22 protein-coding genes and 2 tRNA genes are annotated in these 26,146 nt (G+C 69.7%); 3 read left to right on the top strand and 21 right to left on the bottom strand.

What is annotated here, in order from left to right:
* Positions 1-20 precede the first annotated feature (20 nt).
* The 10 genes from AB0D12_RS05600 to AB0D12_RS05555 form a co-directional block, all read right to left on the bottom strand.
* A complete protein-coding gene (locus AB0D12_RS05600) occupies positions 21-869 on the bottom strand; it encodes an aldo/keto reductase (protein ID WP_362677405.1) in 849 nt (282 codons plus the stop codon).
* The gene (locus AB0D12_RS05595) at positions 866-1,870 is read right to left on the bottom strand and encodes a quinone oxidoreductase (protein ID WP_362677403.1); all 1,005 of its coding nucleotides are present in this window, start codon (positions 1,868-1,870) and stop codon (positions 866-868) included. Before AB0D12_RS05595 ends, AB0D12_RS05600 begins: the two co-directional genes overlap by 4 nt.
* Positions 1,867-2,835: a branched-chain amino acid transaminase gene (locus AB0D12_RS05590; RefSeq protein WP_362677401.1), complete on the bottom strand. Its 969-nt coding sequence runs from the start codon at positions 2,833-2,835 to the stop codon at positions 1,867-1,869. The genes AB0D12_RS05595 and AB0D12_RS05590 overlap by 4 nt, the downstream gene beginning before the upstream one ends.
* The gene (locus AB0D12_RS05585; RefSeq protein ID WP_362677399.1) at positions 2,832-3,590 is read right to left on the bottom strand and encodes an HAD-IA family hydrolase; all 759 of its coding nucleotides are present in this window, start codon (positions 3,588-3,590) and stop codon (positions 2,832-2,834) included. Before AB0D12_RS05585 ends, AB0D12_RS05590 begins: the two co-directional genes overlap by 4 nt.
* Complete coding sequence (locus tag AB0D12_RS05580) at positions 3,587-4,930, bottom strand: D-arabinono-1,4-lactone oxidase (RefSeq protein ID WP_362677397.1); 1,344 nt, start codon at positions 4,928-4,930, stop codon at positions 3,587-3,589. The genes AB0D12_RS05585 and AB0D12_RS05580 overlap by 4 nt, the downstream gene beginning before the upstream one ends.
* Positions 4,931-5,051: 121 nt before the next feature.
* Positions 5,052-5,930 (bottom strand): dTDP-4-dehydrorhamnose reductase, encoded by an 879-nt coding sequence (rfbD, locus tag AB0D12_RS05575; RefSeq protein ID WP_362677395.1) that lies wholly within the window; start codon positions 5,928-5,930, stop codon positions 5,052-5,054.
* Positions 5,930-6,604, bottom strand: coding sequence for an RraA family protein (locus AB0D12_RS05570; RefSeq protein WP_362677393.1), 675 nt, complete (start codon positions 6,602-6,604; stop codon positions 5,930-5,932). Before AB0D12_RS05570 ends, rfbD begins: the two co-directional genes overlap by 1 nt.
* A 68-nt stretch (positions 6,605-6,672) precedes the next feature.
* Entirely contained in the window at positions 6,673-8,583 is a 1,911-nt protein-coding gene (locus AB0D12_RS05565; protein WP_362677391.1) for a transketolase C-terminal domain-containing protein, read from the bottom strand.
* A gap of 25 nt (positions 8,584-8,608) precedes the next feature.
* A complete protein-coding gene (locus tag AB0D12_RS05560; RefSeq protein WP_362677389.1) occupies positions 8,609-9,421 on the bottom strand; it encodes an SDR family oxidoreductase in 813 nt (270 codons plus the stop codon).
* Between the two features lie 4 nt (positions 9,422-9,425).
* Positions 9,426-10,508: an N-acetylneuraminate synthase family protein gene (locus AB0D12_RS05555; RefSeq protein WP_362677387.1), complete on the bottom strand. Its 1,083-nt coding sequence runs from the start codon at positions 10,506-10,508 to the stop codon at positions 9,426-9,428.
* Between the two features lie 158 nt (positions 10,509-10,666).
* Here AB0D12_RS05555 and AB0D12_RS05550 point away from each other — a divergent pair, with 158 nt between their 5' ends.
* On the top strand, positions 10,667-11,716 hold the full coding sequence (locus AB0D12_RS05550) for a LuxR C-terminal-related transcriptional regulator (RefSeq protein WP_362677385.1): 1,050 nt from the start codon (positions 10,667-10,669) through the stop codon (positions 11,714-11,716).
* Positions 11,717-11,880: 164 nt separating this feature from the next.
* Here the strand turns inward: AB0D12_RS05550 and AB0D12_RS05545 are convergent, their stop codons facing one another.
* The 5 genes from AB0D12_RS05545 to AB0D12_RS05525 form a co-directional block, all read right to left on the bottom strand.
* Positions 11,881-12,798: a quinone oxidoreductase gene (locus AB0D12_RS05545; protein WP_362677383.1), complete on the bottom strand. Its 918-nt coding sequence runs from the start codon at positions 12,796-12,798 to the stop codon at positions 11,881-11,883.
* Positions 12,767-14,236, bottom strand: a complete 1,470-nt coding sequence (locus tag AB0D12_RS05540; RefSeq protein ID WP_362677381.1) for a methylaspartate mutase — start codon at positions 14,234-14,236, stop codon at positions 12,767-12,769. The genes AB0D12_RS05545 and AB0D12_RS05540 overlap by 32 nt, the downstream gene beginning before the upstream one ends.
* On the bottom strand, positions 14,233-14,715 hold the full coding sequence (locus AB0D12_RS05535) for a cobalamin-dependent protein (RefSeq protein WP_362677379.1): 483 nt from the start codon (positions 14,713-14,715) through the stop codon (positions 14,233-14,235). The genes AB0D12_RS05540 and AB0D12_RS05535 overlap by 4 nt, the downstream gene beginning before the upstream one ends.
* 33 nt (positions 14,716-14,748) lie before the next feature.
* Positions 14,749-15,897 carry a stearoyl-CoA 9-desaturase gene (locus AB0D12_RS05530; protein ID WP_362677377.1) on the bottom strand — a complete coding sequence of 383 codons (1,149 nt, stop codon included), beginning with the start codon at positions 15,895-15,897 and terminating at the stop codon, positions 14,749-14,751.
* A 733-nt stretch (positions 15,898-16,630) separates the two neighbouring features.
* Positions 16,631-16,703: transfer RNA gene (locus AB0D12_RS05525), tRNA-Ala, on the bottom strand.
* 177 nt (positions 16,704-16,880) lie between these two features.
* On the opposite strand from AB0D12_RS05525, the gene AB0D12_RS05520 reads away from it, so the two are divergent.
* Together AB0D12_RS05520 and AB0D12_RS05515 are read left to right on the top strand one after the other, a co-directional pair.
* On the top strand, positions 16,881-17,429 hold the full coding sequence (locus AB0D12_RS05520) for a DNA-binding protein (protein ID WP_327324787.1): 549 nt from the start codon (positions 16,881-16,883) through the stop codon (positions 17,427-17,429).
* 46 nt (positions 17,430-17,475) lie between these two features.
* The gene (locus tag AB0D12_RS05515) at positions 17,476-18,858 is read left to right on the top strand and encodes a protein kinase (protein ID WP_362677374.1); all 1,383 of its coding nucleotides are present in this window, start codon (positions 17,476-17,478) and stop codon (positions 18,856-18,858) included.
* Between the two features lie 15 nt (positions 18,859-18,873).
* Here the strand turns inward: AB0D12_RS05515 and AB0D12_RS05510 are convergent, their stop codons facing one another.
* The 6 genes from AB0D12_RS05510 to gyrA all read right to left on the bottom strand — a co-directional run bounded on the left by AB0D12_RS05510 (position 18,874) and on the right by gyrA (position 26,109).
* Positions 18,874-20,334 carry a hypothetical protein gene (locus AB0D12_RS05510; protein ID WP_362677372.1) on the bottom strand — a complete coding sequence of 487 codons (1,461 nt, stop codon included), beginning with the start codon at positions 20,332-20,334 and terminating at the stop codon, positions 18,874-18,876.
* Complete coding sequence (locus tag AB0D12_RS05505) at positions 20,331-22,253, bottom strand: VWA domain-containing protein (RefSeq protein WP_362677370.1); 1,923 nt, start codon at positions 22,251-22,253, stop codon at positions 20,331-20,333. The genes AB0D12_RS05510 and AB0D12_RS05505 overlap by 4 nt, the downstream gene beginning before the upstream one ends.
* A 173-nt stretch (positions 22,254-22,426) precedes the next feature.
* Entirely contained in the window at positions 22,427-22,561 is a 135-nt protein-coding gene (locus AB0D12_RS05500; RefSeq protein WP_003958712.1) for a DLW-39 family protein, read from the bottom strand.
* Positions 22,562-22,718: 157 nt separating this feature from the next.
* Positions 22,719-22,792, bottom strand: a tRNA-Ile gene (locus tag AB0D12_RS05495).
* Between the two features lie 59 nt (positions 22,793-22,851).
* Positions 22,852-23,403: a DUF3566 domain-containing protein gene (locus AB0D12_RS05490; RefSeq protein WP_362677368.1), complete on the bottom strand. Its 552-nt coding sequence runs from the start codon at positions 23,401-23,403 to the stop codon at positions 22,852-22,854.
* Positions 23,404-23,490: 87 nt separating this feature from the next.
* Positions 23,491-26,109, bottom strand: coding sequence for a DNA gyrase subunit A (gene gyrA, locus AB0D12_RS05485; RefSeq protein ID WP_362677366.1), 2,619 nt, complete (start codon positions 26,107-26,109; stop codon positions 23,491-23,493).
* Positions 26,110-26,146: the final 37 nt, after the last annotated feature.

Here is a 26,146-nt window from a genome sequence, read left to right as displayed (position 1 = left end):
GGTGGTCTTCTGCCTTCCGGTCAGGTCAGCTGGGACAGGCGCGCGAACTGGTCGTCGGTGAGCTCGATCTCGGCGGCGCGCATGTTCTCCTCCAGGTGGGCGATGGAGGAGGTGCCCGGGATCGGGATCACCACGGGCGAGCGGCGCAGCAGCCAGGCGAGCGCCACCTGGGCGGGGGTGGCGCCGAGCTCCCGGGCGATGGCGGCGACCGGGCTGCCGGGGCCGGCGTGCTCGCCGCGTGCGATGGGCAGCCACGGGATGAAGGCGATGTTCTCCCGGGTGCAGTAGTCGAGTACGGCCTCGTGCGAACGGTCGGTCAGGTTGAACATGTTCTGCACGCTGACCACGTCGAAGTAGGTCTTGGCCTCCTCGATCTGCTCGACGGTGACCTCGGAGAGGCCGAGGTGGCGGACCTTGCCCTCCTTCTGGAGCTGGGCGAGGGCGGCGAACTGGTCGGCGGCCGGCACCTGCGGGTCGATCCGGTGCAGCTGGAAGAGGTCGATGCGCTCCACGCGCAGCCACCGCAGGCTCAACTCGCACTGCTGGCGCAGGTATTCGGGACGGCCGAGCGGCTTCCACTCGTGCCGGGACGGCCGGCTCTGGCCCGCCTTGGTGGCGATGACCAGGCCGTCCTGGTAGGGGTGGAGAGCCTCGGCGAGCTGCATCTCGTTGGTTGCCGGGCCGTAGGCGTCGGCGGTGTCGATGAACTCGACACCCAGCTCGACCGCCCGGCGGGCGACCTTGAGCGCGCCCTCGGGATCGTCGGGCAGGCCCCAGTTGCCGTCGCCGGTGAGCCGCATGGCTCCGAAGCCGAGGCGGTGGACAGGGAGGTCGCCGCCGAGGGCGAAGGTGGCCGACTGGTCACTCATGGTGTGTCTCCGTTCGTGGTGCTGGTGGTGAGGAGCAGCTTCCCGGTGGAGGCGCGGCTCTCCAGGGCCCTGTGGGCCTCCCTGGCCCGCTCCAGCGGGAAACTGCCGCCGATGTGCAGGTCGATCCGGCCGCCGGCGACGAGTCCGAAGACGTCGGCGGCCCGGTGAGCCAGTTCACCAGCAGTGGCAATGTGGTGGTCGAGATTCGGCCGTGTGACGAACACCGAGCCAGCGGCGTTGAGCCGCTGCAGGTCCACCGGCGGCACCCGGCCGCCGGCCTGGCCGAAGACCGCCAGGGTGCCGCGGGGCCGCAGTGAGTCCAGACTCGCGTCGAAGGTGGGGGCGCCCACCCCGTCGTACACCGCGGCGACCCCCTCTCCGTCCGTCAGCTCCCGTACGGCCGCGGCGATGTCGTCCTGGCCGTGCCGCAGGACCTGCCAGGCGCCGGCCGCGCGGGCGGCCTTCTCCTTCTCTGCGGTGGAGACGGTGCCGATCACCCGGCCGCCGCGCAGCCGCGCCAGCTGGGTGAGCAGCAGCCCCATCCCGCCCGCGGCCGCGTGCACGAGCACGGTGTCGCCGGGGCGCACGGGGTAGGTGTCGTGGGTCAGGTAGTGGGCGGTCATGCCCTGCAGCAGTACCGCGGCCGCGGAGCGGCAGCTGAGGCCGTCCGGGACGGGCACGGCCCGGTGGGCGGGGATCACCGCGAGTTCGGCGTAGCCGCCGGGCTGGTTGGCCCACGCGACCCGGTCCCCGACCCGGTGGCGGCAGGCAGCTTCGTCCGTCTCCGGTCCGAGTGCGATGACGACGCCCGCCGCTTCGGCGCCCGGGACGAACGGCAGTGGACCGGGGTAGGCGCCCGACCGCCGGTAGACGTCGATGAAGTTGACGCCGGCCGCCTCGACCGCGACCAGCAGCTCCCCGCAGGCCGGACGCGGGTCTGCCACCTCCTCGGCGCGCAACACCTCGGGCGCGCCGAACTCCCGTACCAGCACGGCCTTCACGACAGCGGAACCTCCGTGATCCACTCGGCGAATCGGTCGTCCTCGCCGCGCATCAGCCGGCCGTACGCCTGGGAGAGCCTGCGGGTCACCGGGCCGGGCGTGCCGTCGGAGACCGTCAGCCCGTCGATGGTGGTGACGGGCAGGATCTCCCACGCCGTCCCCATGAAGAAGATCTCGTCGGCGAGATACAGCTCGCTGCGGTCCACCTCGCGCTCCTCGACCGGCAGGCCGAGACCGCGCAGCAGGACGAGCGCGGTGTCCCGGGTGATGCCCGGCAGGACGCCGCTGCTGAGTGAGGGGGTGGCGACGACTCCGTCGCGTACGAGGGCGAGGCAGGCGCCCGCGCCTTCGCTGACCTTGTGCCGCTCGTTGAGCATGACCGGCCAGTCGTGGCCGTTCTCCCTGGCCTCCATCATCGCGAGCCGGCCGTTGTGGTAGTTCGAGAACGCCTTGGCGCGCGGTGGCATCGAGGACTCGCCGACCCGCAGCCAGGAGCTGACGGCGGCGCGGCAGCCGCGCTCGGTGTCCAGGGCGCTGCGGAACGGCCAGGAGTCGACGATCACTTCGCATACCGCGTCGGCCGGGACCATCTGTTCCCTGATGATGCCGCCGGGGAAGGCCCAGGGCCGCAGGTAGGCGTCCTGCCGGTAGCCGTTGACGGTGAGCAGTTCCACGACGGCCCGGTGCAGTTCCGCCGCGGAGTACGGCAGGGAGAGGCGGCAGAGCCGGGCGGAGTCGGCGAGCCGGCGCAGATGGTCGTCGAGCCGGAAGACCAGCAGCCGCTGCCCGTCGGCGGCGAGGTAGGCCTTGATGCCTTCGAAGACGGCGGCGACCGAGGCATGGCCGACCGCGTTGACATGGACTGCGGCCTGCTCCCAGGGCACGAGCTCGCCGGAGCGCCAGATCCACTCGGGGTTCGAGGCGTCCGGGCTGGCCAGGGCCTCCAGTGCGGCTGCGGTGGTCATACGGCGGGTGTCCCTTCGGTGCGGACGCCGTCCGCCTGCGGGTCGTAACGGGTCGGGTCGAGGCCGGTCACGTCGTAGTGGCTCGGGTCGTAGTCGTTCAGGTCGTAGTCGTTCAGGTCGTAGTCGCTCAGCGAGGGCAGTACGGCGTCGGCATGGACGAGTTCCGCCGGATCGCCGACCGCGTTGGGCACGGCGACACAGCGCACTCCGGCGGCGCGGGCGGCTCGTACCCCGATCGCCGAGTCCTCGAATGCCGCGGCCCGGGCGGGCGGGCAGCCGAGGCGGCTCAACGCCAGTTCGTACAGGTCCGGGTGCGGCTTGTGGCGGTCCGTCAGATCGCCCGTCACCAGGAACGCGAAGCGGTCCCGCACCCCGAGCCGGTCCAGATGCGGAGCCACCCAGGCGTGCGGCGCGCTGGAGACCACGACGGCCGGCACCCCGCCGTCCCGGGCGGCGTCGAGCAGCTCGCGTACCCCCGGCCGCAGCGGCTCGCTCCGGCACAGGTCCAGCTTGCGCTGCTTCCTGCGGGCCACCAGGGCAGGCGTGTCCCCGCCGCCGATCAGGTCCGCGAGATGGCCGGCGGCGAGCCGTTCGCCGTCGGCGCGGCCCACCATGGAACGCCACAGCCCGTCCGGGAACTCCAGGCCGCACTCGGCGTAGATCTCCCGCCAGGCGCGGTGTCCCGCGCTCTCGGTGTCGCAGATCAGGCCGTCGAAGTCGAGGAGTACGGCGCCGGGTGCCGCGGCCGCCGTCACTGGGCGGCCCCGGCGGGTGCCAGGTCGCGTGCGGCGGCCGGCACCGGGCCGAGGACCTTGTCCGCGTACTCGTTGGAGAAAACCCCGGCCGGGTCGAGCAGCGTCCGTATCCGCTGGAAGTCCTTCCAGCGCGGATAGCGCGGCGCGAGCACCTCGGCTGTCGCCGTGTGCGCCTTGCCCCAGTGCGGGCGGGCCTCGTACTCGCGCAGCACATGCTCGGCGGCGCGCAGAATCTCGATCTGGCCCGCGGTCCGCGGCACGGTGACGTTGATATAGCCGGTGTCGCGTCCGTGGGCGAGGCTGAGCGGCAGGTCGTCGCCCGCACTGACCCGTACCAGTACCGAGTACGGGGAGTACGCGCCCAGCCTGCGCAGCACGGGCCGCAGGGCGCGCAGCGCGTCGGCGGTGCGCTCCAGCGGCAGTGCGTGCTCCATGGCGAGGAACCGCACCGGCTGCGGGAAGGTGAAGACCCGGTGGCTCGTGTCGATGTACGGGGAGTCGGGCCACAGGCCGCCGACGCGGCTGGTGAGCCAGGGCACCGTGCCCGCGCCGCCGACCCGGCCGGCCTGCCCGGTGATCCCGCAACGCACCTCGTCGAGGGTGGACGCATAACGCCGCAACGGGGCCCGCGGGGTGGCCGGTTCGTCGGTGCGGTCGATGGAGCGCACGCTCACCCGGTCGGTCCAGGGCAGCCAGTTGAGGCTGGGGTGCTCGCTCTGCCCCGCCCAGCGTGTGAAGCGCTCGAGCAGCGCGTCCAGCGGCTCGGAGTGCAGCCGCAGCCGGAGGTTGAACGCGGGCACGCAGCGCAGTGTGACGGTGGTGAGTACGCCGAGGGTGCCCAGCGCGGTCCGTACGCTCCCCCACAGGTCGGGGTCGTCACCCGGGCCGACGTCCCGGGCGACGCCGTCGGCGGTGACCAGCCGGACCCGGGTGACCTGGCCGGACAGCGGCGGATGGGCCAGTCCGGTGCCGTGGTTGCCGGTGGACAGTGCGCCCGCGACGGTCTGCTCGGCGAGAGTGCCGATGTTCTCCAGCGCCAGTCCCTGGCGGTCGAGTTCCCTGCAGAGGACGCCGATCGGGGTGCCGGCGCGGACCGTGACCTCCCCGGCCGCGCGGTCCACGGCGACGACCCCGGAGTACGAGGTGAGGTCGAGCAGCACGCCGGGCGTGGTCGCCAGGCGGTTGAACGAATGGCCGGTACCGGCCGCCCGCACGGTCAGTCCGCTGCCTGCGGCGGCCCGTACCGCCTGGACGATCTCGTCCTCGCCGGTGGGGCGGACGAGCTGCGCGGGAGCGCAGCCGACCGTGCCGGACCAGGTGCGCCAGGTGGATCGCTGCACCGTATTCCTCTCCTCGGACTCTGATCTGCTCGGACTCTGATCTGCTCGGACTCTGATCCGCTCGGACTCTGATCCGCTCGGACTCTGATCCCCTCGGACTCTGATCGGCTCGGACTCTGGGTCAGTGCCGGGCGCAGAACCGTTCCAGGGCGTCCCGCCAGTGCGGCAGGGTCAGCCCCAGGGCGGCCAGCCGTTCGGTGGACAGCGACGAGTCGCGCGGCCGGCCGCCGACGAAACCGCATTCCGCCATGGTCAGCGGCTTCGGCTCCGGCATGTCGGGGCGCAGTTCGCGCATTGCCAGCCCGACGTCGTACCAGCTGGCCGTACCCGCGTTGGCGACATGGACGGTGCCGGCCACCGGCTCGGGGCGGGTGAGCAGGAACACCAGCGCCCGGGCCAGGTCCCCGGTGTACGTCGGCAGGCTGTACTGGTCCGCGACCAGGGCGGCCGGCTCACCGGAGGCGGCCAGCCGCAGTGCGGCCAGCACCACGTCCACCCGCTCGTCCGCCCCGCCGAACAGCCAGGAGGTGCGTACGGACAGCGCCCGGTCACCCAGCAGGCCGCAGATGCGCTCGCCGGCCAGCTTGGTCAGCCCGTACACACTCAGCGGGCTGGGCAGGTCGGTCTCCAGGTAGCCGCCGTCCGGCGGGGCGGCCCCGTCGAAGACGTAGTCGCTGGAGATGTGGACCAGCCGGCTGCCGGTGCGCCGGCACGCGTCGGCCACGTTGCGCACGCCCGCGATGTTGACGCGCAGCGCCAGCGCGGGGTCGCGCTCGCAGTCGTCGACCACGGCGTGCGCGGCGGTGTGGACGACGACATCGGGACGGAACTCCCCGATGGAGCGGCCGACCGCGGCCGCGTCCGCGATGTCGAAGTCCTTGACCGAGACGCCGTGCACGTCCCAGCCGCCGGTCACCGGGTCGGCGGCCAGGGCGGCGGCCAGGGCGGTGCCCAGCATGCCGTCCGCCCCGGTCAGATAAAGCCGCGCGGGGGCACCCATCACAGGTGACCGAACTCTTCGAGCAGCTCCAGCACGGTCGCACCGGAGGTGATCTTCTCCCGGATGGTGCGCTCCTTGCCGATGTTGAGGCGGGTGCCCTCCAGTACGTCCTCGGCGAGCGCGGGCGGGACGACTGCGATGCCGTTCTCGTCCGCGACGAGGATGTCGCCGGGGTTGATGACCTGGCCGCCGACCACGACGGGGACGTTGACCTGGACCGGCTCGGTGCGGTCGTGCACGGCGGTCGGCGAGGGCCGCGGAACGGTGGAGCGGTACCAGAGCGGGAAGTCCAGGTCGCGGATCTCGTCGACGTCACGCACGGCGCCGTCGACGATGCCCGCGCCGATCCCGGCCTTCAGCGAGAGGGTGGACATCAGCCCGCCCCACATGGCGGTGAGCGGGGTGCCGTGGCAGGCGACGACGACGATGTCGCCGGGCTGGGCGCGGGCAAGCACCGGCATGCAGTCGACGAGGTCGTCGATGGAGAGGTTCACAGTGAGGGCGGGGCCGACGACCTTGTGCTCGTGGCGCACGGTTTGGAAGCCGCCGATCGCGCCGACGCGGCGGCGGGCGTCGGTCACGAGGCAGCTGGGGCTGTACTCGTCCAGGACCGCGCGGAAGGCGTCCACGATCTCCTGGGGCGGCCGTACGAGGTCGTTGTAGACGGTTTCCATCAGTACGTACTCCTGTTCAGCGCGGATTTCGGCGCGGATCGGCGCGTCTCAGCGGGTGTCAGCCGGTGTCAGCGGGTGTCGTTACGGAGTGCGGCGGCGAGCGCCGCGGCGTCCAGGCCGTGCGCGGCGAGTGCCTCCGACTCGGTGCCGCAGCGGGGAACCTGGGTGAGGCCGATCCCGTGGAAGCGGGGAGTCGCGGCCAGGCCCAGCTCCAGCAGGGCGCGGGCGAGAGTGTCTGCCTGCCCGCCCTGCGTGTAGTGGTTCTCGACGACGGTCAATGTGTCGGCCCCGGAGGCCAGTTCGGCGAGCCACTCGGGGTCGACCCGGTTGAGCCAGGGGAGCTCGACCACCGTCAGCTCGATGCCGTCGGCGGTCAGCAGTTCGGCCGCGTACAGCAGCTGCGCGAGGACGACAGGCCCCGAGCCGACGGCGACGGTGCGCCCGCCCTCCCGTACCACCCGGCCGTGGCCGGCCCGAAGCGGCGCCGCGGGCAGTGCGTCCACCTCGCTCCGTACGGGCGCACTGACCAGCCGGAGGTAGACGCTCTCCTCGGCGGTGGCGCAGAACTCGACGGCGGCCCCGACCCCGGCCGCGTTGGCCGGCTCCAGGACCAGCAGGTCCGGTACGGCGCCGAGGGCGCTGATGTCCCGTACCGCCTGGTGGGAGTGGCCGGGTGCGGCCGGGAGCAGACCGGCGAGGGAGCCGGTGTAGACGACCCTGCGGCCCTCGGTCGCGTTGTTGTAGATCTGTTCGTTGGGCCGCGAGTGAAGGAAGCAGGAGAAGGAGTGGACGAAGGGCAACTGCCCGCCCGCGGCGAGGCCGCCCGCCGCCGACACCATGTCCTGCTCGGCGATCCCGAATTCGAAGAAGCGGTCCGGGAATTCCTCGGAGAAGGGGATGAGTCCGGTGTCCAGGACCAGGTCGGCGTCGAGCGCGACGACCCGCGCGTCCCGGCGTGCCAGCTCCACCAACGCCTCGCCGTACACCTGCGGCAGCCGCTTCGCGGCCACCTCGACGGCCGGTACGGGACCGGGGACCACGTCCTCGACCCGCAGCGGCCCGAGGCCGTGGCGGTCCAGCAGCTCGGACGCCGTGGCGCTCAGTTGGGCGTACGCGGAACGGTGGTCCTCGGCGGAGGGCGCACCGCTGTGGAAGCGGTACATCCACTCGCCGTCCCGCAGGGACGTGGTGGCGGCGAACGTCTCGCAGCCGGCGCCCTTGACCGTATCGGCGATGATCACCGCCGGTCCGTCGGGGAAGCTCTCCGCACGCTTGCGGAAGACGGACTCCAGCTCGAGCGGGTCATTGCCGTCGCAGCGCAGCGTCCCCCAGCCGAAGGAGCGGAACTTCGCCTCCAGGTCGCCGAGATCACTGACGTCGGCCACCCAGGTGTCGGACTGGATCTTGTTGTGGTCGACGACGACGGTGAGTTCGCGCATCCCGTGCCGTACGGCTCCGGCGAGCGCCTCCCAGTTCTGGCCCTCCTGGAGCTCGCCGTCGCCGGTCAGCACGTAGATGCGGCGGTCCCGGCCGTGCAGCCGGTCGGCGAGGATCAGGCCCTTGGCCTTGGAGATGCCCATACCGAGGGAGCCGGTGTTGAAGGGCATGTGCGGGGTGTGCACATCGGGGTGTCCGGGCAGCCCGTCGATCCGGCGCAGCCCGTGCACCAGATGCTCGTCGAGTGCGCCGAGGCCGATGAGCGCCGCGTACAGACCGGGTGCGTCATGGCCCTTGGAGGAGAAGTAGACGTCACCGTCGTCCTCGAACGGCCGCCGCATCTCGTGGAGATGGAGGTGCGTGACGATGTCGGCGGCACTGAAACTGGAGCCCAGGTGCCCGGACCCGGCCCGCATGATCATGTAGAGGGTGTTGATCCGGCTGAGTGCGCTCACAGCACGCGAGCCGTCGTACGGATCGGAGATCCCCTCCCGTACGCGGGCGAACTCGGCCGCCGGCACCCAGTGCAGGGTGGTGGTCATGGCTGACTCCGTTGGTCGTGGGTGGTCACCAGCACACGAACCCGCCGTCGACGACGAGTTCGGTCCCGGTGACGTACCGGCTCATGTCGGAGGCGAGGAACAGCAGTGGCCCTACGAGGTCGTCCTCGGTGGCCATCCGCCGCAGCGGGACGCGGGCGGTGAACTTCTCGCGGAACTGCGGGTCCTGCCCGCCCAGTACGCCGCCGGGCGACAAGGTGTTGACCCGGACCCCGGACGGCCCCCAGAAGGTGGCCAGATAGCGGGTCAGAGCGGCGACTCCGGCCTTGGACATGCCGTAGGCGGGCGGCTTGAGGAACGGCGGATCCAGCTCGATGTGGTCGTAGAAGCGCGGGTCCGGCGCCACGCTTCCGTACAGCGAACCGATGTTGATCACCGAGCCGCGCCCGCGCCGGGCCATTTCCGTGCCGAACACCTGGCAGGTGCGCAGCACCCCCGCCGCGTTGACGTCCAGAACAGCGCTGGAGAGCTCCTCCGGGATGTCCTCGAAGAGCCAGCTGCCCGATGCGGCGGACGGCGGCTGGTCGATGCCCGCGTTGTTGACGAGGATGCTGGGCGGGCCGTGCCGGGCGAGGCACTCGTCGAGGGCACGCTGGACGCTGCTCCGGTCGGTGACGTCCCCGTAATGGAAGGCGAACCGGCCGGCTCCCTCCTCCTGGCTGTGCTCGGTGAACTCCTTGAGCACCTCTTCTTCGGGTTCGACCCGGTCGAACCCGAAGACATCGGAACCCGCCTGCAGAAACGCCTTGGTCCACACCCTGCCGAGCTTGCCGCCCACCCCGGCGACCACAGCGGTTCTGCCGGTCAGGTCGGACAGCACGGGGTCAGCCCGCCCGTCCTACGCCGGCGGCCGTGTCGGCTCTGTCGAGCAGTTCGGGCGCGAAGGCACCGTCGGCCGGCAGCGGTTCGCGCAGCGTGCGGCCCAGCACCTCGTCGAGCCGGTACGGCTTCATGCCGTCGCCCGGTGACCTGGCGATGACGTCCTCGGCGGTGACCGTGTGGCCGGCCGGCAGATCGCGGACCGCCACGAGCTTCTTGCCCATTTTGCGCACGGCCGGGGCCTCGCGCTCGCTGCACATCTTCTCCGGCGAACCGAGCGTCCGGCGCGTGCGCTCCAGGGACGCGGTCAGATCGGCCAGCAGTGGCGGGTCGAGGGAGAAGTGGTGGTCGCTGCCGGGACGGGTCTGGTCGAGGGTGAAGTGCTTCTCGATCACCCTGGCGCCGACGGCGTACGCCAGGCAGCTCCCCTCGTTGCCCAGATCGTGGCCAGAGAAGCCGACCACCACGTCGGGGAACTCCCGCCGGTAGGTCTCGATCACCGACAGATGCAGGTCCTCGGCGCCGGCCGGGTAGACGGCGGTGCACTGGAGCAGCGCCAGCCGGTCGTTGATCGGCAGGATCGTGTCCACGGCCCGCCTGACCTCGTCCATCGTCCCACCGCCGGTGGAGACGACCAGTGCCTTGCCGGTCTTGGCGGCATAGGCGAGAAGGGGGGTGTTGGTGAGGTCCGCGGAGGCGATCTTGATCGCCGGGAGATCGATTTCCATCAGGAAATCCACCGACGGCATGTCGAATGCGGTCGAGAAGAAATCGATGCCCAGCTCCTGGGCCAGCTTGGCGAGGTGCAGATACTCGTCGCGCCCGAACTCCAGAAATTCACGGTGTGCGCCATAAGTGGCGCCGTAGCTGTTCCGGCCGGTGTACGGCTGGTTGTACATCTCGCGCGTGAACAACACCTTGTTGTCGCGCTTCTGAAGCTTCGCTGCCGACGCTCCGGCCGCTGCAGCCAGCCGGAAGAGCTCTTCCGCTTTCTCCAGGCTGCCTTCGTGGTTGTGCCCGATCTCGGCGATGACGTACGCCTCGGTGTCATCGGCTATTCGGCGGTCTGATATCTCAAGTTCGCGCATACCTGTGCCGTCTTCCTTCCAATTCCGGATTACTCGACGACATTCCGCGGGCCCGAGCGCAACTCTGCCATCGGCGAGGCCACGACAAAAGGAATGCAGGCGGTATAGCGCTGTCCTAAGATGGCCAGTCCACTAGTGGACTCGGACGGAACGGGCATATGGCGACATCAAACCGGCAAAATGCTCCCAAACTGGACGCTTCCTGTGTAGCCGCGTACGACCACGCAGTACGGCGGGGCGTCTTCACCGACAGCGACATCGCCGAGCAACTCTCGTGCGATGCAGCCGAGGCCGTGCGCATTCGTACCGTACTGACCCAGATGAGACTGCTGATCTTCCCCGGCACGGACCAGCCGCCGGTCCCCGCCAACCCGGAGGTGGCCGAAGCCGAACTCTCCGCCCATCTGGAGGCCGGCATCAGCGAGCGCCGCGAGCAACTCGCCCAGATCCACCGGCAGATGCGGTCGATCGCCCCGATCTACGTCAAGTACCGGCAGCTGCATCAGACCGCACCCACCGTGCGGCTGGTCGAGGACCCGGCGGAAGTGCGACGAGAACTGGCCGCCGCCACCCGCAGCTGCACCAGTGAGGCGTTCACCATTCAGCCCGGTGGTGGACGCAGCCCCGAGGCGCTCAACGAGGCCGTCGCCCGTGACACGGCGATGCTGGAACGGGGCGTGACCATGCGGATCCTCTACCAGCACACCGCACGCGCCAACCTGGCCACCCGTACCTACACCCGCAAGGTCACCGCCCTGGGGGCCGAGGTGCGCACGGCCGAGGAGATCTACGAGCGGTTGATCATCTTCGACCGGTCGACGGCCTTCGTTCCCCAGGAGCGGGTGGGTGGTCGCCCGCCGGGAGCCGCGATAGTGACGGATGAGACCACCGTCGGCCATTTATGGCGTATGCACGACAAGATGTGGCTCTCCGCCAGTCCCTACGACCCGCGCGACGTCGAATACACCAGCACCTCGGAAGAGATCAAGACGTCCATACTGCGGCTGATGGCGACCGGGCTGAAGGACGACGTCATCGCCCGCAAGCTGGGCATGGCGACCCGCACCTGCCGCCGCTACATGGCGGGCATCATGGATGAACTCGGCGCCACCAGCCGTTTCCAGGCCGGGGTGCGGGCCGCAGCGCAGGGCCTGGTCAAACCGGAACCCGGCCCGCAGATGGACGGCGGGGCTGCCGACTCCAGCTGATCCGGACCCGCGTTCCTCCCGAAACGCGCGGGTGGCCGCCGGCGAAACCGGCGGCCACACGTGTCTTCAGACCTCGGCGGTCAGATCTCGGCGCCCGGACTTGAGACCTCTGCGCTCAGACCTCCGCGCTCAGCGCTCAGCACTCAGCACTCAGCACTCAGCGCTCATGGCAGCAACAGCAGCTTCCCGATGGTGGCGCGGTCCTCCAGCAGACGGTGTGCCTCCGCCGCCCGCTCCAGCGGCAGCTCCCGCGAGACCAGCGGCCGGATCGCGCCCGTCGCGAGCAGGGCGAAGACCTGCGCCGCCCGGGCCCGCAGCGCGTCGCTGTCCGGCACATGGTCGCCGAGCGTCGGCCGCGTCACATACAGGGATCCGCCGGAGCGCAGCAGCCCCGTGTCGAGCGGGGGTACCGGCCCGCTGGACGCCCCGCACAGCACGAGCATCCCGCGCCGCCCCAGCGCACGCAGACTGTCCTCGAACGTGGCCGCGCCCACGGAGTCGTAGACGACCTGCGCGCCCGCGCCACCGGTGAGCTCGCGCACCCGCTCGCCGAAGCCCTCGTAGCGCAGGGCGTGCCGGGCTCCCGACTCCAGGGCCGCTTTCTCCTTCTCCGCACCGGACACCACCGCGATCACCGTCGCACCGCGGTGCGCCGCCAGCTGCACCAGCAGTCGGCCGAGTCCGCCCGCGGCGGCCAGCACCACGACCGTCTCGCCCGCGCCGACCGGGTGGGTGTCATGGGTCAGATAGTGGGCGGCCAGGCCCTGCAACAGCACGGCGGCGGCATCGCGCACCGCAACCCCGTCGGGCACCGGGACCAGTTTGCCCGCGGGCACCGCCGCGGTCCGGGCGTAGGCGCCGCGGTGGGTCGCGTACGCCACGGTGTCGCCCGGCGCGAAGCCGGTGACACCCTCGCCGGTCTCCATCACCGTGCCGGCGGCCTCCTGCCCGGGGATGAAGGGGAGTTCGCTGGGGTAACTGCCGTCGCGGTAGTACACGTCGATGAAGTTGACGCCCACCGCGTCGTTGCGCACCAGGACCTGGCCGGGCTCAGGGACGGGCGGCGCCGGCTCCTCGGGCACGAGCTGCTCGGGTCCTCCCGGCCGGTGTACTCGGACGGCTTTCATGGGGTCCTCCCAAGGGCTTGTCACGCGGCTTCGCTCCGGTATTCCCGGAAGTCTCACCGAACAACAGCGGAAAGTAGTTGATGTCACCGGTGAGTTCGGCCAGCAGCGAGCCGATCGCGGGCGCCGTGCCCGGACCGGCGCGCAGTTGCTCGCGATGGCGGCGCAGGCTGCGCCCGGAGAGCGGCAGCCGGCCGGCCGAGAGGTAGCGGATCGCTCCTGAGGCGTCCCGTCGGGGAATCACCTCGGACCGGGCGTGCTTGCTGGCGCTGAAGGGGAGGTCCAGCCGGCCGTCGGCGAAGGCCTCGATCACCGCGGCCTTCGTGTCGGGCCGTTCGAGGACGGGCTCCACAATCTCCGCCACCTCCGCCAGGATCCAGCCCAGTTCCTCGGCAGTCTCCTCCTCGTTCGGCGCGACAAAGCCGAGCAGCGGAGAATTGGCGCGCTGGGCCAGCCGGATGCCTGCCGCGTTCGCCGCGGCGTCCGGGATGCCGTACGCCTCCTGGTAGGTCTTGGTGAGCAGTTTGGACGCGCCCCCGAGCCTGGCGACCAGCGCCCCGTAGAGGATCAGGTCCTCGGCGTTGCCCCGCTCCTTGGGGAAAACTCCCATGAACTCATGGAGTACGGCGTGGACGTCCACGCCGTCGGGCAGATAGCGCTCGGCCAGCAGCGGGATCGCCCGCAACGCGGCGACGTCCTGGGCCAGCTGTCCGCCCTGGGGGTACGCCATCGAGATGCACCGCACCCCGGCCCGCGCGGCGAAGACCGCCTCGAGCACGCTGATGGCGAGACTGACGGAGGGCGGCACCAGCACCGCGGTGAGGGTGCCGAACAGCTCCCGGTCGACGACGACCCCGAGCTCCGCGAGATCGCCGCAGCGCCGGTCCACCACATCCCAGGCGGCGAGCGAATCGGCGAGCGGCACGTCCTTGGAGTAGGGCAGGTTGTACGAGATGCCACCGCCCTCGAACGAGGTGATGCCGGCGGCCACCGCCACCTCGAACATCAGCCGTGCGTCGGGGGAACCGTGCCGGATCTGCAGCGGCGGGGCCACCGACTCGTTGAGCTCCCGGCCGCGCTGCCAGCCGTGTGCCACCAGCGGATAACCGTTGAGTTCGCGCGGGCTGAGATGGGCGAGCCGGCGGGCCCGCTCGAAGTTGCCCAGCCGGGTGTGGGAGTCGATGGTGATGGTGAGCAGATCGGGGGCACCCTCCGCGGCCAGCTCCGTCAGCAGCTCGCGCATGGCGTCGTGGCCGCCGACCCCGCAGCGGGGCTGCACCGCCAGGCGGCCGGACTCCCGGGCCCGGGACAGTACGTCGGCTGCGGACTCCTTGCCCAGCGACCGGATGTAGCCGACCGACTCCGCGAGGGGCGGCAGCCGCGCTCCGTCGGTCATGACGCGGCGCGCGACCGGGCGGCTGCGTCGGCGGCAGACCTTCGCTCGTCGCGCAACCGGTCGAGTACGTCGGGGAGTTCGGAGGGGTCATCGAGGATGTGGTCCACCCCGAGCGCGTACAGCCTGTCCAGCGCGGCGGTCTCCTTGTGGCTGCCCACCGAGAGGTTCCCGCCGAGCACGACCGGGCAGGCGATGGCGCCGGACTTCTTGGCCGCCGGCAGGTCCCGCAGATCCTCCTGGGCATGACCGTTGAGACTGCCGATGATCACCGCCTCGGCCTCCGGGTGCTCGGCGCAGGCGGCCGCGAACTCACTCACGGGGGTGCAGGTACCCAGGTTGATCACCTGGAAGCCGATGCTGCGCAGGGAGTGGGCGATGAGATGGTTGGCCACGGCGTGCGCGTCACTGGCGGCGACGCCGAGGATGACCGACCGTCGCTCCTGGTTCTGATCGTGCTGGTGCACCGGCTGCTCCGTCATGGTGATCCGTTCCTGATGGCTGATGCCGGCCCGTCAGTCGTCGAACGCGGCGAAGAGTTCCCGCTTGCTCACCGAGGCGATGCGCCCGGCGTCGTACTCCTCCGGGTCCGCCACGGCGATCGAGTCGAAGACCCTGTTGATGGCCGGGACGAGCCCCCAGACGTGCTCGTACGCGGGCCATCCGTGGTGCCCCGTCTCCAGGTCGCGCTGCCGGGCGAAGAGGTAGTCGTGCCATTCCCTGCTCGCCGGATACCGGTGGTGGTAGTCGTGCACGACGGTGTCACCGGTGAGCACCAGGAAGCGGGCAGGGGCGTGCACGAAGAGCATCCGCACCGTCCACCGGCACCACGCGCCGGCCCCCTGCCGCGCGGGTGCGGCCTCGCCGATGAATATGGCGTTGGTCAGGCTCGCGAAGTACTCGCGGCCACGCCGCACTTCGGTGCCGACCGGGGGGAAGGTGTGCTTCACGCAGAGCCTCAGGATGTTGCTCATCTGGAACAGCGGAATCAGCGGCACCCACCACACGACCAGGAAGGCGGGCCAGGTGCCCGTGACGGCGGTGGCGACGGTCAGGCCTCCGTACAGCACTCCCGCCGTGGCCCTCTCGGCCGACGCCGAGGCGCTCCAGAAGGACCGCGCCCGCGCCACCGCGAACTGGAGGTGGAAGAGCGGCGAGAACATCCTGCCCAGCACCCGTCGCCACATCGCCTCCCGCGTCATCCCCGGCGTGAGGCCCAGGCTGATCAGGAAGGCCTGCACGGTGGGGTCGCGGAGCGTCATGTGGTGCGCGGCGTGGTGGTCGGCCACATGCTCGCGGCTGTAGCGCTCGAAGTTCTGGATCACCAGCACGGAGGAGACGGCCCGGCCGATGACAAGGTCGGCGGTGCGGCGGCGGTACATATTGCGGTGCGAACACTGGTGGAAGATCATCATGCGCAGATTGCGCATACCGTGCAGCGTGACGGCCCAGCCGGCCGCCAGCAGGAGCAGCCACCAGCCCGCCAGTGTCCAGGCCGCGGCGGAGAGGGCGGCACCGGCCGCCATCGCCCCCGCGGCGGCGATCAGGTGGTAGCTGGGAGTCCACCCGGGCGATTTCTGGCCGATAATTGGTTTTCCAGTGAACAATGTCAGCCGGTGCTGCAGAAATCCGGGCAGGACCCGCATCGTTTCCCGGGGGTCCATTCCTCCGCAGTTCTCGTCGGCTCGCTCCGACCGTGGTGAATCGGCCGCCATCCTGCTCCTCTCGGAGTTTCCGTCACACGGCCCGGGCCGGAATTCCCCCCGCCCGGGCCGATGGATCACTCACGCCGAAACCTCAGGTGTTTCAGTCCCACCCTGTGTCATCGGTGAATCCGCCGGAATGCGGAACAGGAACGTCCCATCCCGTATCAGCGACAACACCCCCGGAAGTCGGACGCACACTGCCCCATACGGTGCCGCCACCTGCGGCCGAGGCTGCAGCGCCACCGCCCGTGATCAGCACACTCGTGAATGCCGCGATCGCGGCCAGGTGAATACGACCTGACATGCGTTTCCCCCATCAATTGGCCGCCTGTCGACAGCGGCGAATTGCAATTGGCCCAAATACTGTCACCAATGGGCAGGGCGGGGCGCGGGAATGTGATGTCCACAAAGAGACAGGCCAGAAGTGGACTTGGACAGAACGGGCGGGCCAACGCCGCACGGTCCGCAGTCACGCAGGCCCGGTGATCACCGTGCCGCCCCCGCCCGAGGCCGGAGCCCACCGCACGGAAGTCGGCTTGGGCAACAGCATCACCGGACATGGCCCAAAGACCACCGGACACAGCGAAACGGTCCGCATCATGATCATGATGCGGACCGTTTCATCTGCACTATCGGGCAAAAACTCCCCACCGATCTACGTTTCCGCAGGTCAGAGGGGGTTTTCAAGGTGTGGAGCCTAGGGGAGTCGAACCCCTGACATCTGCCATGCAAAGACAGCGCTCTACCAACTGAGCTAAGGCCCCGGATGGGTGGGCACGACCGAGCACAACGTCCTCGGCCACCGCCGCAGACCAGAGTACCGGGTCACCCCCGGGATTCTGCAAAAGGATTGGGACTCCCGGTCGGCGACCACTCTCCGTAGGATGCTCGACGTGGTTCGCAGCAGCGAAGCCCGCTTGGGGAAGCGATGGGGAGACGCGATGGACGCAGCTCAGCAGGAAACGACCGCAAGAGCCAGAGAGCTGCAGCGCAGCTGGTACGGAGAGCCTCTGGGGGCGCTCTTCCGCCGGCTCATCGACGATCTGGGTCTGAACCAGGCCCGGCTCGCGGCGGTGCTCGGTCTTTCGGCTCCGATGCTCTCCCAGCTGATGAGCGGCCAGCGCGCCAAGATCGGCAACCCCGCTGTGGTCCAACGGGTCCAGGCGCTGCAGGACTTGGCGAGTCAGGTCGCCGACGGCAGTGTCAGCGCGGTCGAGGCCACCGACCGGATGGAAGAGGTCAAGAAGTCGCAGGGCGGCTCCGTTCTGACCGGCACCAGCCAGAGCACCAGCAGCTCGGGTGCGCCGACGGTGCGCCGTGTCGTACGCGAGATCCAGTCGCTGCTGCGGTCGGTGGCGGCCGCGGGCGACATCATCGATGCGGCGGACTCCCTCGCACCGAGCCACCCGGAACTGGCAGAGTTCCTCCGGGTGTACGGCGCAGGGCGCACCGCCGACGCGGTCGCCCACTACGAGTCGCACCAGAGCTGACCGAGGCGGAAGGCCTCACTAGGGAACGGGGAGCGGGCGCAGCGCAATGGGTGAGGTCTTCGCTGGTCGGTATGAACTGATCGACCCGATCGGACGCGGTGGTGTCGGCGCGGTCTGGCGTGCCTGGGACCACCGGCGCCGACGCTATGTGGCAGCCAAGGTGCTGCAGCAGAGCGATGCGCACGCGCTGCTGCGCTTCGTCCGCGAGCAGGCCCTGCGGATCGATCACCCGCATGTCCTCGCCCCGGCCAGCTGGGCCGCGGACGACGACAAGGTGCTGTTCACCATGGATCTGGTGAGCGGCGGATCGTTGGCGCACGTCATCGGCGACTACGGACCGCTGCCGCCCCGCTTTGTCTGCACCCTGCTTGATCAGCTGCTGTCCGGACTGGCCGCGGTGCATGCGGAGGGGGTCGTGCACCGCGACATCAAGCCGGCAAACATCCTGCTCGAGGCGACCGGAACCGGGCGGCCGCATCTACGGCTGTCCGATTTCGGGATATCCATGCGCAAGGGCGAGCCGCGCCTCACCGAGACCAACTATGTGGTGGGCACGCCCGGCTATTTCGCGCCCGAGCAGATGCTCGGTGCCGAGCCGGACTTCACGGCCGATCTCTTCGCGGTCGGTCTGGTCGCGCTCTATCTCCTCCAGGGTCAGAAGCCCGACTCCAGGGCTCTGGTCGAGCACTTCGCCAACAACGGCACCCCGGGCGCTCCCCAAGGCATCCCGGAGCCGCTGTGGCAGGTGCTGGCCGGTCTGCTGCAGCCCGATCCGCAGGTCAGGTTCCGTACCGCCACGGGAGCGCGCAAGGCGCTCACGGCCGCCGTCGAGATGCTTCCGGACGCCGGCGCCGACGAAGAGCCGGTCGAGGTCTTCGACCAGATCGGGCCGCTTCCCGCCGGATTCGGCCCCACCGGCCCCGCAACGGACCACCTGTCAGGCCGGACAGGCCGGCAGGCCGCTCAGGCGCCCGTACAACAGTCCGCCCAGGCTCCCGTGCAGCAGCCGCTCCCGCCGTCGGAGACGGGAAGCTTCCATCTGGCTCCGCCACCCCAGCAGTCGCCCGCACAACTCCCGTACACGACACAGCCGTCCACGCCTCCCCCCATGCCTGCGGCTGCGGAACCAACGCCGACCCCCACGCCCACACCCGTACCGATGCACAGCGCCTCCCCCCTTCACACTCCGGCGCTCGAACATCCCGCGCAGTCCCCGACCGCGCAGACTGCCCCGACTGCTCCGGTGCAGTACGAACAAGCTCTTACTCGTGCTTACACCGCTCAGAGCCCGCAGGTTCCGCTCTCGCACGCACCAATCCCGCAGGCGGCCCACAAGCGACCGGGACCGCCCCCGAAGGTTGCGGTCCCGGTGCTGTTCATTGCGCTGGTCTGTTTCGCGGTCGGCATCTGGGCGCTGACCCAGGCCTGAACCACCGGGCCTGAACTACCAGGCGGGGGGCGGTCCGTACTGCCCCGGTGCCTGACCGGGTGCCTGGTCCTGACCCTGCCCCGGCGTCTGCCCGTACATCGACACCTGCCCGGGTGGCTGCCCAGGCATCTGCCCCTGCGCCGGCCCCTGCGCCGACGACTGAGCCGACGACTGAGCGGATGCCGCCGGCACCGCAGCCGTCCGCCGCCGCGCGAGCAGCGTCCACGCCCCGAGCCCCAGCACCAGCACGGTCCCCGCGCCGATCCCCGCAGCAGCGACCAGCTTCATCGTGTCGCTCTTCGCCGCCTCGGGAGCGCTCTTCCCGCTGTCCGCCGCCTCCTGGTCGCCCTGGGTGACTTCGAAGTCCCCGGCCGGCCCCGCGTACGCCGGGGCGTGACTTGCCTCTCCCTCGATGTTCACCCGCAGAGTCAGCGGAATCGCCTTATTGCCGTACTCCTCGGCGATCTTCGGATTGAGCGTGACCGACAGGTAGTACCAGCCGGCGAAGCGCATGGCACTGGCGGCGCTGTCGGTGGCGTACCGGTTCTCGTACGCCACCGGAGGAAGCGGGTCCAGCGCGACCGACTTCTGCTTGCCGTCGTAGTACACGCTGACGTTGTTGTTCACGTACCCGCGGGCCGGGTTGTGCAAGGACAGCACAAAGGCCTGGCTGACGCTCTGGGCGCTGTCGGCCGCCGTGCTCGTACCGAGGTCGGCGCTGGCGAAGATCTGCTGTCCCCAGTTCACCGGCACCCGGTAGAAAAGCGTCTGGCCCGGGGTGATCTCGTCCTGCCACTCGCCCTGCTTCAGGCTGGTGGCGTCCGTGTAGCTCGTTCCGCCTGGGCGCTTCTCCGGGCCGCCTGCGGGTGCCGCCGGCGATGCGGAGGGCCAGGTCTCGGGCGGTGCGGTAGGAGCGGCCGCCTTCAGCCCGGGTTCGGAGGCGAAACGCATCTCGACGTCCCATGCCTCGGGCGTGGAGGTCGCGTCGCTGGTCCGCTCCAGGAGGACGTAGTACGTGCCGGCCTCCTGGCAGTTGCTGCTCTCCTTTTCGATCGTCCGGTCCGCGTACGCGGCGACCGGCCGGGCGTACTCGGCTGAGCCGAACTGAGCGTAGTTGTCACTGCACTTGGCGCCCGAGCGGTCCTCGATACTCACCGTGAGCTTGTCCGAGTACGCGACCTTCGTGGCCAGTTTCGGGACGACCACCGCAGAGATGTACGCGTTGGTCGTGCCGTCCAGATCGATGCGGTAATAACGCTTCTCGCGGGGCTTGATCGTGTCCTTGTAGGTCGATCCGGCGTTCAGGGGCGGCCCGGCGGTGTTGGACGCCGTGCCCTGGACGGGCTTCGCCGCGCTGTCGAAGGTGTACGGATTCGGCTCGCCGGCCGCCCACGACTGCCCGGGCAGCGCCGCCACCGCGCACATCGCCGCCATGCAGGCCAGCGTCGCCCGGCCTCTGCCGCGCTGCCTCTTCACGCGCTTCTCCTTGTTGTGTCCGTGGCCGACCTGCGCCGTACCAGTACGAGTACCAGGATCGCGATCAGGATGACCGCGCTGCCTGCCGCCGCCGCGGCCGCAGTGCCGGTCCATCCTGCCCCGGCGGCCCCTTCGCTGTCTGCGCGGGCGGCCGAATCACCCTGCTTGTCCGTCTCCTTCACCAGGGCGGGAGCGTCGTGCTGCGGCCCTGCCAGTTCGTCGCCCAGTACCGCCACTCGTACCACCACGCCGATGTGAGGGTTCTCGGCGATTTCGGCCGCCTTCGCACCCAGCGTGACGGCGATGTAGAAGCCGCCCCTGGTGTGTACCGGGACGACGTTGGGGCTGGACTCGTGGCGGTTGGTCCAGGCAACCGGCACGGTGCCCATCTCCAGCGCCATGGGCCGGCCGTTGTAGATGCTCTGCGGGCTGAACTCCGCGGTGCCGCCGCCGACCGGCGCCCGGTCCGGCGTGAAGACCTGAGTGGCTCCGTAGGACCAGACCGAGGAAGAGCCCTCCACGGTCGGCTCGTTGGCGAACTCCACGTCGTACCGCAGTTGCTGCCCCCAGCCGACCGGGACCTTGTACCAGAGCGTCTGCGACGGCAGGACCTTGTCCCGCCACACGCCTTGTCCGAGCTCCTTGGCGTCGTTGAAGCCGGTGCCGCCCGTCACGTCCCGCGGGTCCCCGGTCGGCAGCAGGGCGTCCTTGTCGCCCTCCCCGTACTCCGGCTGCGACTGAGCGGGCGTCACATCCTTGGCCAGCGGCTTCTCCACCCCGTACGTCAGCTCCAGCGGCCACCGCGCGGCGTCCGAGCCCTTCTTGCTCTCACGTTCGACGACCAGCCAGTACCGACCCGCCCTGTCACAGCCATCCGTGCCCTTCTCGCTCCGGATCCGGGCGACCGCCGAGGTGAGCGGGGTCGCGCCCTCCTTCTGGAAGAAGCGCTCGGTGCTGGTCCCGCAGGAACTGTCAGTGCCGTACGCGATGCTGGTGCGCAGGACGTCGAAGGTGTCGACCGCCGCCCCGGGCTGCGGCACCGCCGTCGCCGAGAAGTCCACAGTCGATTCGGCATCGAGGTCGACCGCGTAATAGCGCTGCTCGCCCGGTCCGATGGTGTCCAGATACTGCCCCGGTACGAGAGCGGGCGCCGCGTCCCGCTTCAGCGCGCCCTCGACCGGCTTGCCGCGGAAGCGGTAACCGTCCGCGGACAACTGTGCGGAGCGCTGCAGCTGGCGGGCGAGGGCCTTGGCGTCGGGCGCGTCGTAGTAGCGGCCGTTGCCCGCCTTCGCGATGCACTCCAGCTGCTGCCGTGCCGCGCCCCGCACCTGGAAGCCGACGGTGTCGATACGCAGTCCGACACCGTCCTTGGACAGCTGCTCGGCGACCTCGCAGGGCTGCGGGGAGCCGCAGTTGTCCTCGCCGTCGGAGACCAGCAGGATCGTGCGCGTCCCTATCGCACCGTCCGCGGGCCTGGGCAGGTCCTGGGCGGCCTTCTGCAATGACAGTCCGATGGGCGTGTCGCCCTTGGGCCGTACGGCGCCCACGGCCTGCTTCATGGCCGCCCGGTCCAGTGGCTGTACGGGCCGGGCCAGCCGGGTGTCGGTGCAGCCCTTGGGCCGATCGGCGCCGTAGACCCGCAGGCCGGTGGGAAAGCCGTCCGGAAGGGCGTCCACGACGGTTCCGACCGCCGTGCGGGCGGATTCCATCCGGGTCCGGCCCGTGCCGTCGTCGTCGGCCATGGAGCCGGAGGAGTCGAGCACCATCACCAGGCCGCTCTTCCCGTCCGGCGTTTCGACCCGCTCTGCCTGCTCCGCCTGCCCGGCCGCGCTTGCGGCAGACAGCGGCCCGGCCGCCAGTGCGAGCAGCACTGCGCCGATCGTTGCCACCGTCGCCGGGCAACCCAGTCGTGCCTTCACCCGTGTCCCCTCCCCGAAACCCAAAGTTTGCTCTTGCAATCTAATGATTCGCGAAGGTGAACTCAAGAGGGGCATTGTCACGTTCCCGCAACGGCACCGGCCCCCGGGCCCGGGCAACACGAAGCCCCGGCCGCTTCAGCGACCGGGGCTCCATGATTCAAGACTGCTGCGTCTCACACACCCGAACCTGCGGGCACGGAGTCGGTCGCCTCCGTCCACAGATCCTGCTCGGCGCGATCCGCCTGGATCTGGCGGTACACGAGGAGCCCGCCGATGGCGGCCAGTGCGACCAGGAGAAGCTTCTTCACCGCGCGACCTCGTCTTTCCTTGACGTATGAGGACTTCTGGCGCCCGACTATACACACCGACCGATACCGATCGGTGACCTGCGTACGCGCCAACTCCGGTCTCGGACAAAGCGATCAGCCCGGACGGAGAATCTCCGTCCGGGCCGAATCACAACTGTGGGGCTAACAGGATTTGAACCTGTGGCCTCATCCTTATCAGGGATGCGCTCTAACCAACTGAGCTATAGCCCCGCCGCGCTCTGCGCTGACCTCTGAAGATTAGCGCACGTGCCTGGCAGCGCCAAAATCGGTTACTCGTCCTCCGCCAGCGTGAGCTCGACACCGCCCACGAAACCGGCGGACAGGTTGTAGATGAACGCCCCGAGCGTCGCCAGCGCTGTGGCCAGCACCACATCGATCACCGCGATGACCGAGGTGAAGACCAGCACCCGCGGCAGCGACAAGAACGACTGAAGATCGAAGCCATTGCTCTCGTTCGAGCCGGTGGCCTCGCTGATCGTCCCGCCGACCGTGGAGAAGACGCCCATGGCGTCCATGACCATCCACAGCACCGCGGCCGCGATCACCGTGCAGATGCCCAGCGCGATGGAGAGCAGGAAACTGACCTTCATCACCGACCACGGGTCAGCCTTGGCCACCCGCAGCCGCGCCTTGCGGGTACGCGGCGTCGTACGCGCCCCGGTCCGCGGCCGCCGCACAGCGGTGCCCGCCTGCTGCCCGCCCTGCATCTGTCCCACACCCTGGGGCGAGGGATACGCCTGAGGCGGGTGGTACGGCTGCGCTGCCTGCTGCTCGCCGCCGTGCGTCTCGTACGGGGGCTGGGGCCCCCGGGTGTCCGTCACCGTAACTCCCTGGGAGTCCGCGGCAGGGCCACGGGCACCGTTCGCTCCGGAAGCGGCCGATCCGGCGCCCGTGGCTCCACTCACGCTTTACTCCTCGTGCTCCCCGGCCGAGGGCTGAGCGCCCTCGACTGCCGCCTCGGCCGTCTCGATGTCGGCCCCTTCGACCTCTTCGGTCCCTTCAACCTCTGCGGCCGCTTCGACCTCTTCGGCCTCGCGACCGGCCTCGGCGTTACGAGCGATACCGACCACGGCATCGCGCTTGCCCAGGTTGATCAGTTGGACGCCCATGGTGTCACGGCCCGTCTCCCTGACTTCATTGACTCGCGTACGAATCACACCGCCGCCGAGCGTGATGGCGAGGATCTCATCCGTCTCCTCGACCACCAGCGCACCCACGAGCGACCCGCGGTCCTCCACGATCTTGGCGGCCTTGATACCGAGGCCGCCACGACCCTGGACGCGGTATTCGTCGACAGCGGTCCGCTTCGCGTACCCGCCGTCGGTGGCAGTGAACACGAACGTACCCGGCCGGACAACATTCATCGAGAGGAGCTCGTCTCCCTCACGGAAACTCATCCCCTTCACACCCGATGTCGCACGCCCCATAGGACGCAGCGCATCGTCCGTTGCGGTGAACCGGATCGACTGCGCCTTCTTGCTGATGAGCAGCAGATCATCCGACGCCGACACCAGCTCCGCGCCGATCAGCTCGTCGTCGCTGCCGTCCTCCGTCTCCCGGAGGTTGATCGCGATGACACCACCCGAACGGGGCGAGTCGTAATCCTTCAGCGACGTCTTCTTCACCAGGCCGCCCTTGGTGGCGAGCACCAGATAGGGCGCGGCGTCGTAGTCGCGGATCGCCAGGATCTCGGCGATCTGCTCGTCCGGCTGGAAGGCCAGCAGGTTGGCGACGTGCTGGCCTCGCGCGTCCCGGCCGGCATCCGGCAGCTCGTACGCCTTGGCACGGTAGACCCGGCCCTTGTTGGTGAAGAACAGCAGCCAGTGGTGCGTCGTCGAGACGAAGAAGTGGTCGACGATGTCGTCTTCCTTCAGCTTCGTACCGCGTACACCCTTGCCGCCGCGCTTCTGCGAGCGGTAGTCGTCCGTCTTCGTACGCTTCACATAGCCGCCACGCGTGATGGTGACGACGATGTCCTCCTCGGCGATCAGGTCCTCGATGGACATGTCACCGTCGAAGGGCACCAGCTTGGAGCGCCGGTTGTCGCCGAACTTCTCGACGAGGACGTTCAGTTCCTCGCTGACGATCTGACGCTGCTTCTCGGGCGAGGCCAGGATCGCGTTGTACTCATTGATCTTGGCCTGCAGCTCGTCGTGCTCGGCGACGATCTTCAGCCGCTCCAGGGCTGCCAGTCGGCGCAGCTGCATCTCGAGGATGGCGTTGGCCTGGATCTCGTCGATCTGCAGCAGACCCATCAGGCCCTCGCGCGCGATCTCGACCGTGTCACTGCGCCGGATCAGCGCGATGACCTCGTCGATCGCGTCCAGCGCCTTGAGCAGACCGCGCAGGATGTGCGCCCGCTCCTCCGCCTTGCGCAGGCGGAACTTCGTGCGCCGGACGATGACCTCGATCTGATGGTGCACCCAGTGGCGGATGAAGGCGTCCAGCGACAGCGTGCGCGGCACGCCGTCGACCAGCGCCAGCATGTTCGCGCCGAAGTTCGTCTGCAAATCGGTGTGCTTGTAGAGGTTGTTCAGCACGACCTTGGCGACCGCGTCCCGCTTCAGCACGATGACCAGGCGCTGGCCCGTACGGGAAGAGGTCTCGTCGCGGACGTCCGCGATGCCGCCGACCTTGCCGTCCTTCACCAGGTCGGCGATCTTCTGCGCTAGATTGTCCGGGTTGGTCTGGAACGGAAGCTCCGTGACCACCAGGCACTGGCGGTTCTGGATCTCCTCGACCTCGACGACCGCGCGCATCGTGATGGAGCCACGACCGGTGCGGTACGCCTCCTCGATGCCCTTGCGGCCCACGACCAGCGCACCGGACGGGAAGTCCGGGCCCTTGATCCGCTCGATGAGTGCGTCGAGCAGCTCCTCGTGGGTGGCGTCCGGGTGCTCCAGCGCCCACTGGGCGCCCGCCGCGACCTCACGCAGATTGTGCGGCGGAATGTTGGTCGCCATACCGACCGCGATACCGGCCGACCCGTTGACCAGCAGATTCGGGAACCGGGCCGGCAGAACCGTCGGCTCCTGATTGCGGCCGTCGTAGTTGTCCTGGAAGTCGACGGTCTCCTCGTCGATGTCCCGGAGCATCTCCATCGACAGCGGCATCAGCTTGCACTCGGTGTACCGCATGGCGGCGGCCGGGTCGTTGCCCGGAGAACCGAAGTTGCCGTTGGAGTCCACCAGCGGCATCCGCATCGACCACGGCTGGGCCAGGCGGACCAGGGCGTCGTAGATCGAGGCGTCACCGTGCGGGTGGTACGTACCCATGACGTCACCGACGACGCGGGCGCACTTGTAAAAGCCCTTCTCGGGCCGGTATCCGCCGTCGTACATCGCGTACAGCACACGACGGTGGACGGGCTTGAGACCGTCCCGTACGTCGGGCAGCGCACGCGAGACGATGACGGACATCGCGTAGTCGAGATACGAGCGCTGCATCTCCGTCTCGAGCCCGACGGGCTCGATCCGCAGCACCTGCTCTTCTTCTTCAGTGGTGGCGGGAGTGTTCTCGTCGGCCATTGCTGGTCAAGATCCTTTCGAAGCGGTCAGCTGAGAC

Origin of the sequence: Streptomyces sp. NPDC048479 (assembly GCF_040651435.1) — a bacterium.
Taxonomy (GTDB): domain Bacteria; phylum Actinomycetota; class Actinomycetes; order Streptomycetales; family Streptomycetaceae; genus Streptomyces.
The sequence above is the reverse complement of the archived record's forward strand: the minus strand, read 5'-3'. Positions and strand labels throughout refer to the sequence as shown.

What these genes read in the sequence shown, in the direction of transcription:
- AB0D12_RS05600 (WP_362677405.1), bottom strand. Translation starts at nt 869, where the DNA reads ATGAGTGACCAGTCGGCCACCTTCGCCCTCGGCGGCGACCTCCCTGTC.
- AB0D12_RS05590 (WP_362677401.1), bottom strand. Translation starts at nt 2,835, where the DNA reads ATGACCACCGCAGCCGCACTGGAGGCCCTGGCCAGCCCGGACGCCTCG.
- rfbD (WP_362677395.1), bottom strand. Translation starts at nt 5,930, where the DNA reads ATGGGTGCCCCCGCGCGGCTTTATCTGACCGGGGCGGACGGCATGCTG.
- AB0D12_RS05570 (WP_362677393.1), bottom strand. Translation starts at nt 6,604, where the DNA reads ATGGAAACCGTCTACAACGACCTCGTACGGCCGCCCCAGGAGATCGTG.
- AB0D12_RS05565 (WP_362677391.1), bottom strand. Translation starts at nt 8,583, where the DNA reads ATGACCACCACCCTGCACTGGGTGCCGGCGGCCGAGTTCGCCCGCGTA.
- AB0D12_RS05555 (WP_362677387.1), bottom strand. Translation starts at nt 10,508, where the DNA reads ATGCGCGAACTTGAGATATCAGACCGCCGAATAGCCGATGACACCGAG.
- AB0D12_RS05550 (WP_362677385.1), top strand. Translation starts at nt 10,667, where the DNA reads ATGGCGACATCAAACCGGCAAAATGCTCCCAAACTGGACGCTTCCTGT.
- AB0D12_RS05540 (WP_362677381.1), bottom strand. Translation starts at nt 14,236, where the DNA reads ATGACCGACGGAGCGCGGCTGCCGCCCCTCGCGGAGTCGGTCGGCTAC.
- AB0D12_RS05535 (WP_362677379.1), bottom strand. Translation starts at nt 14,715, where the DNA reads ATGACGGAGCAGCCGGTGCACCAGCACGATCAGAACCAGGAGCGACGG.
- AB0D12_RS05530 (WP_362677377.1), bottom strand. Translation starts at nt 15,897, where the DNA reads ATGGACCCCCGGGAAACGATGCGGGTCCTGCCCGGATTTCTGCAGCAC.
- AB0D12_RS05520 (WP_327324787.1), top strand. Translation starts at nt 16,881, where the DNA reads ATGGACGCAGCTCAGCAGGAAACGACCGCAAGAGCCAGAGAGCTGCAG.
- AB0D12_RS05515 (WP_362677374.1), top strand. Translation starts at nt 17,476, where the DNA reads ATGGGTGAGGTCTTCGCTGGTCGGTATGAACTGATCGACCCGATCGGA.
- gyrA (WP_362677366.1), bottom strand. Translation starts at nt 26,109, where the DNA reads ATGGCCGACGAGAACACTCCCGCCACCACTGAAGAAGAAGAGCAGGTG.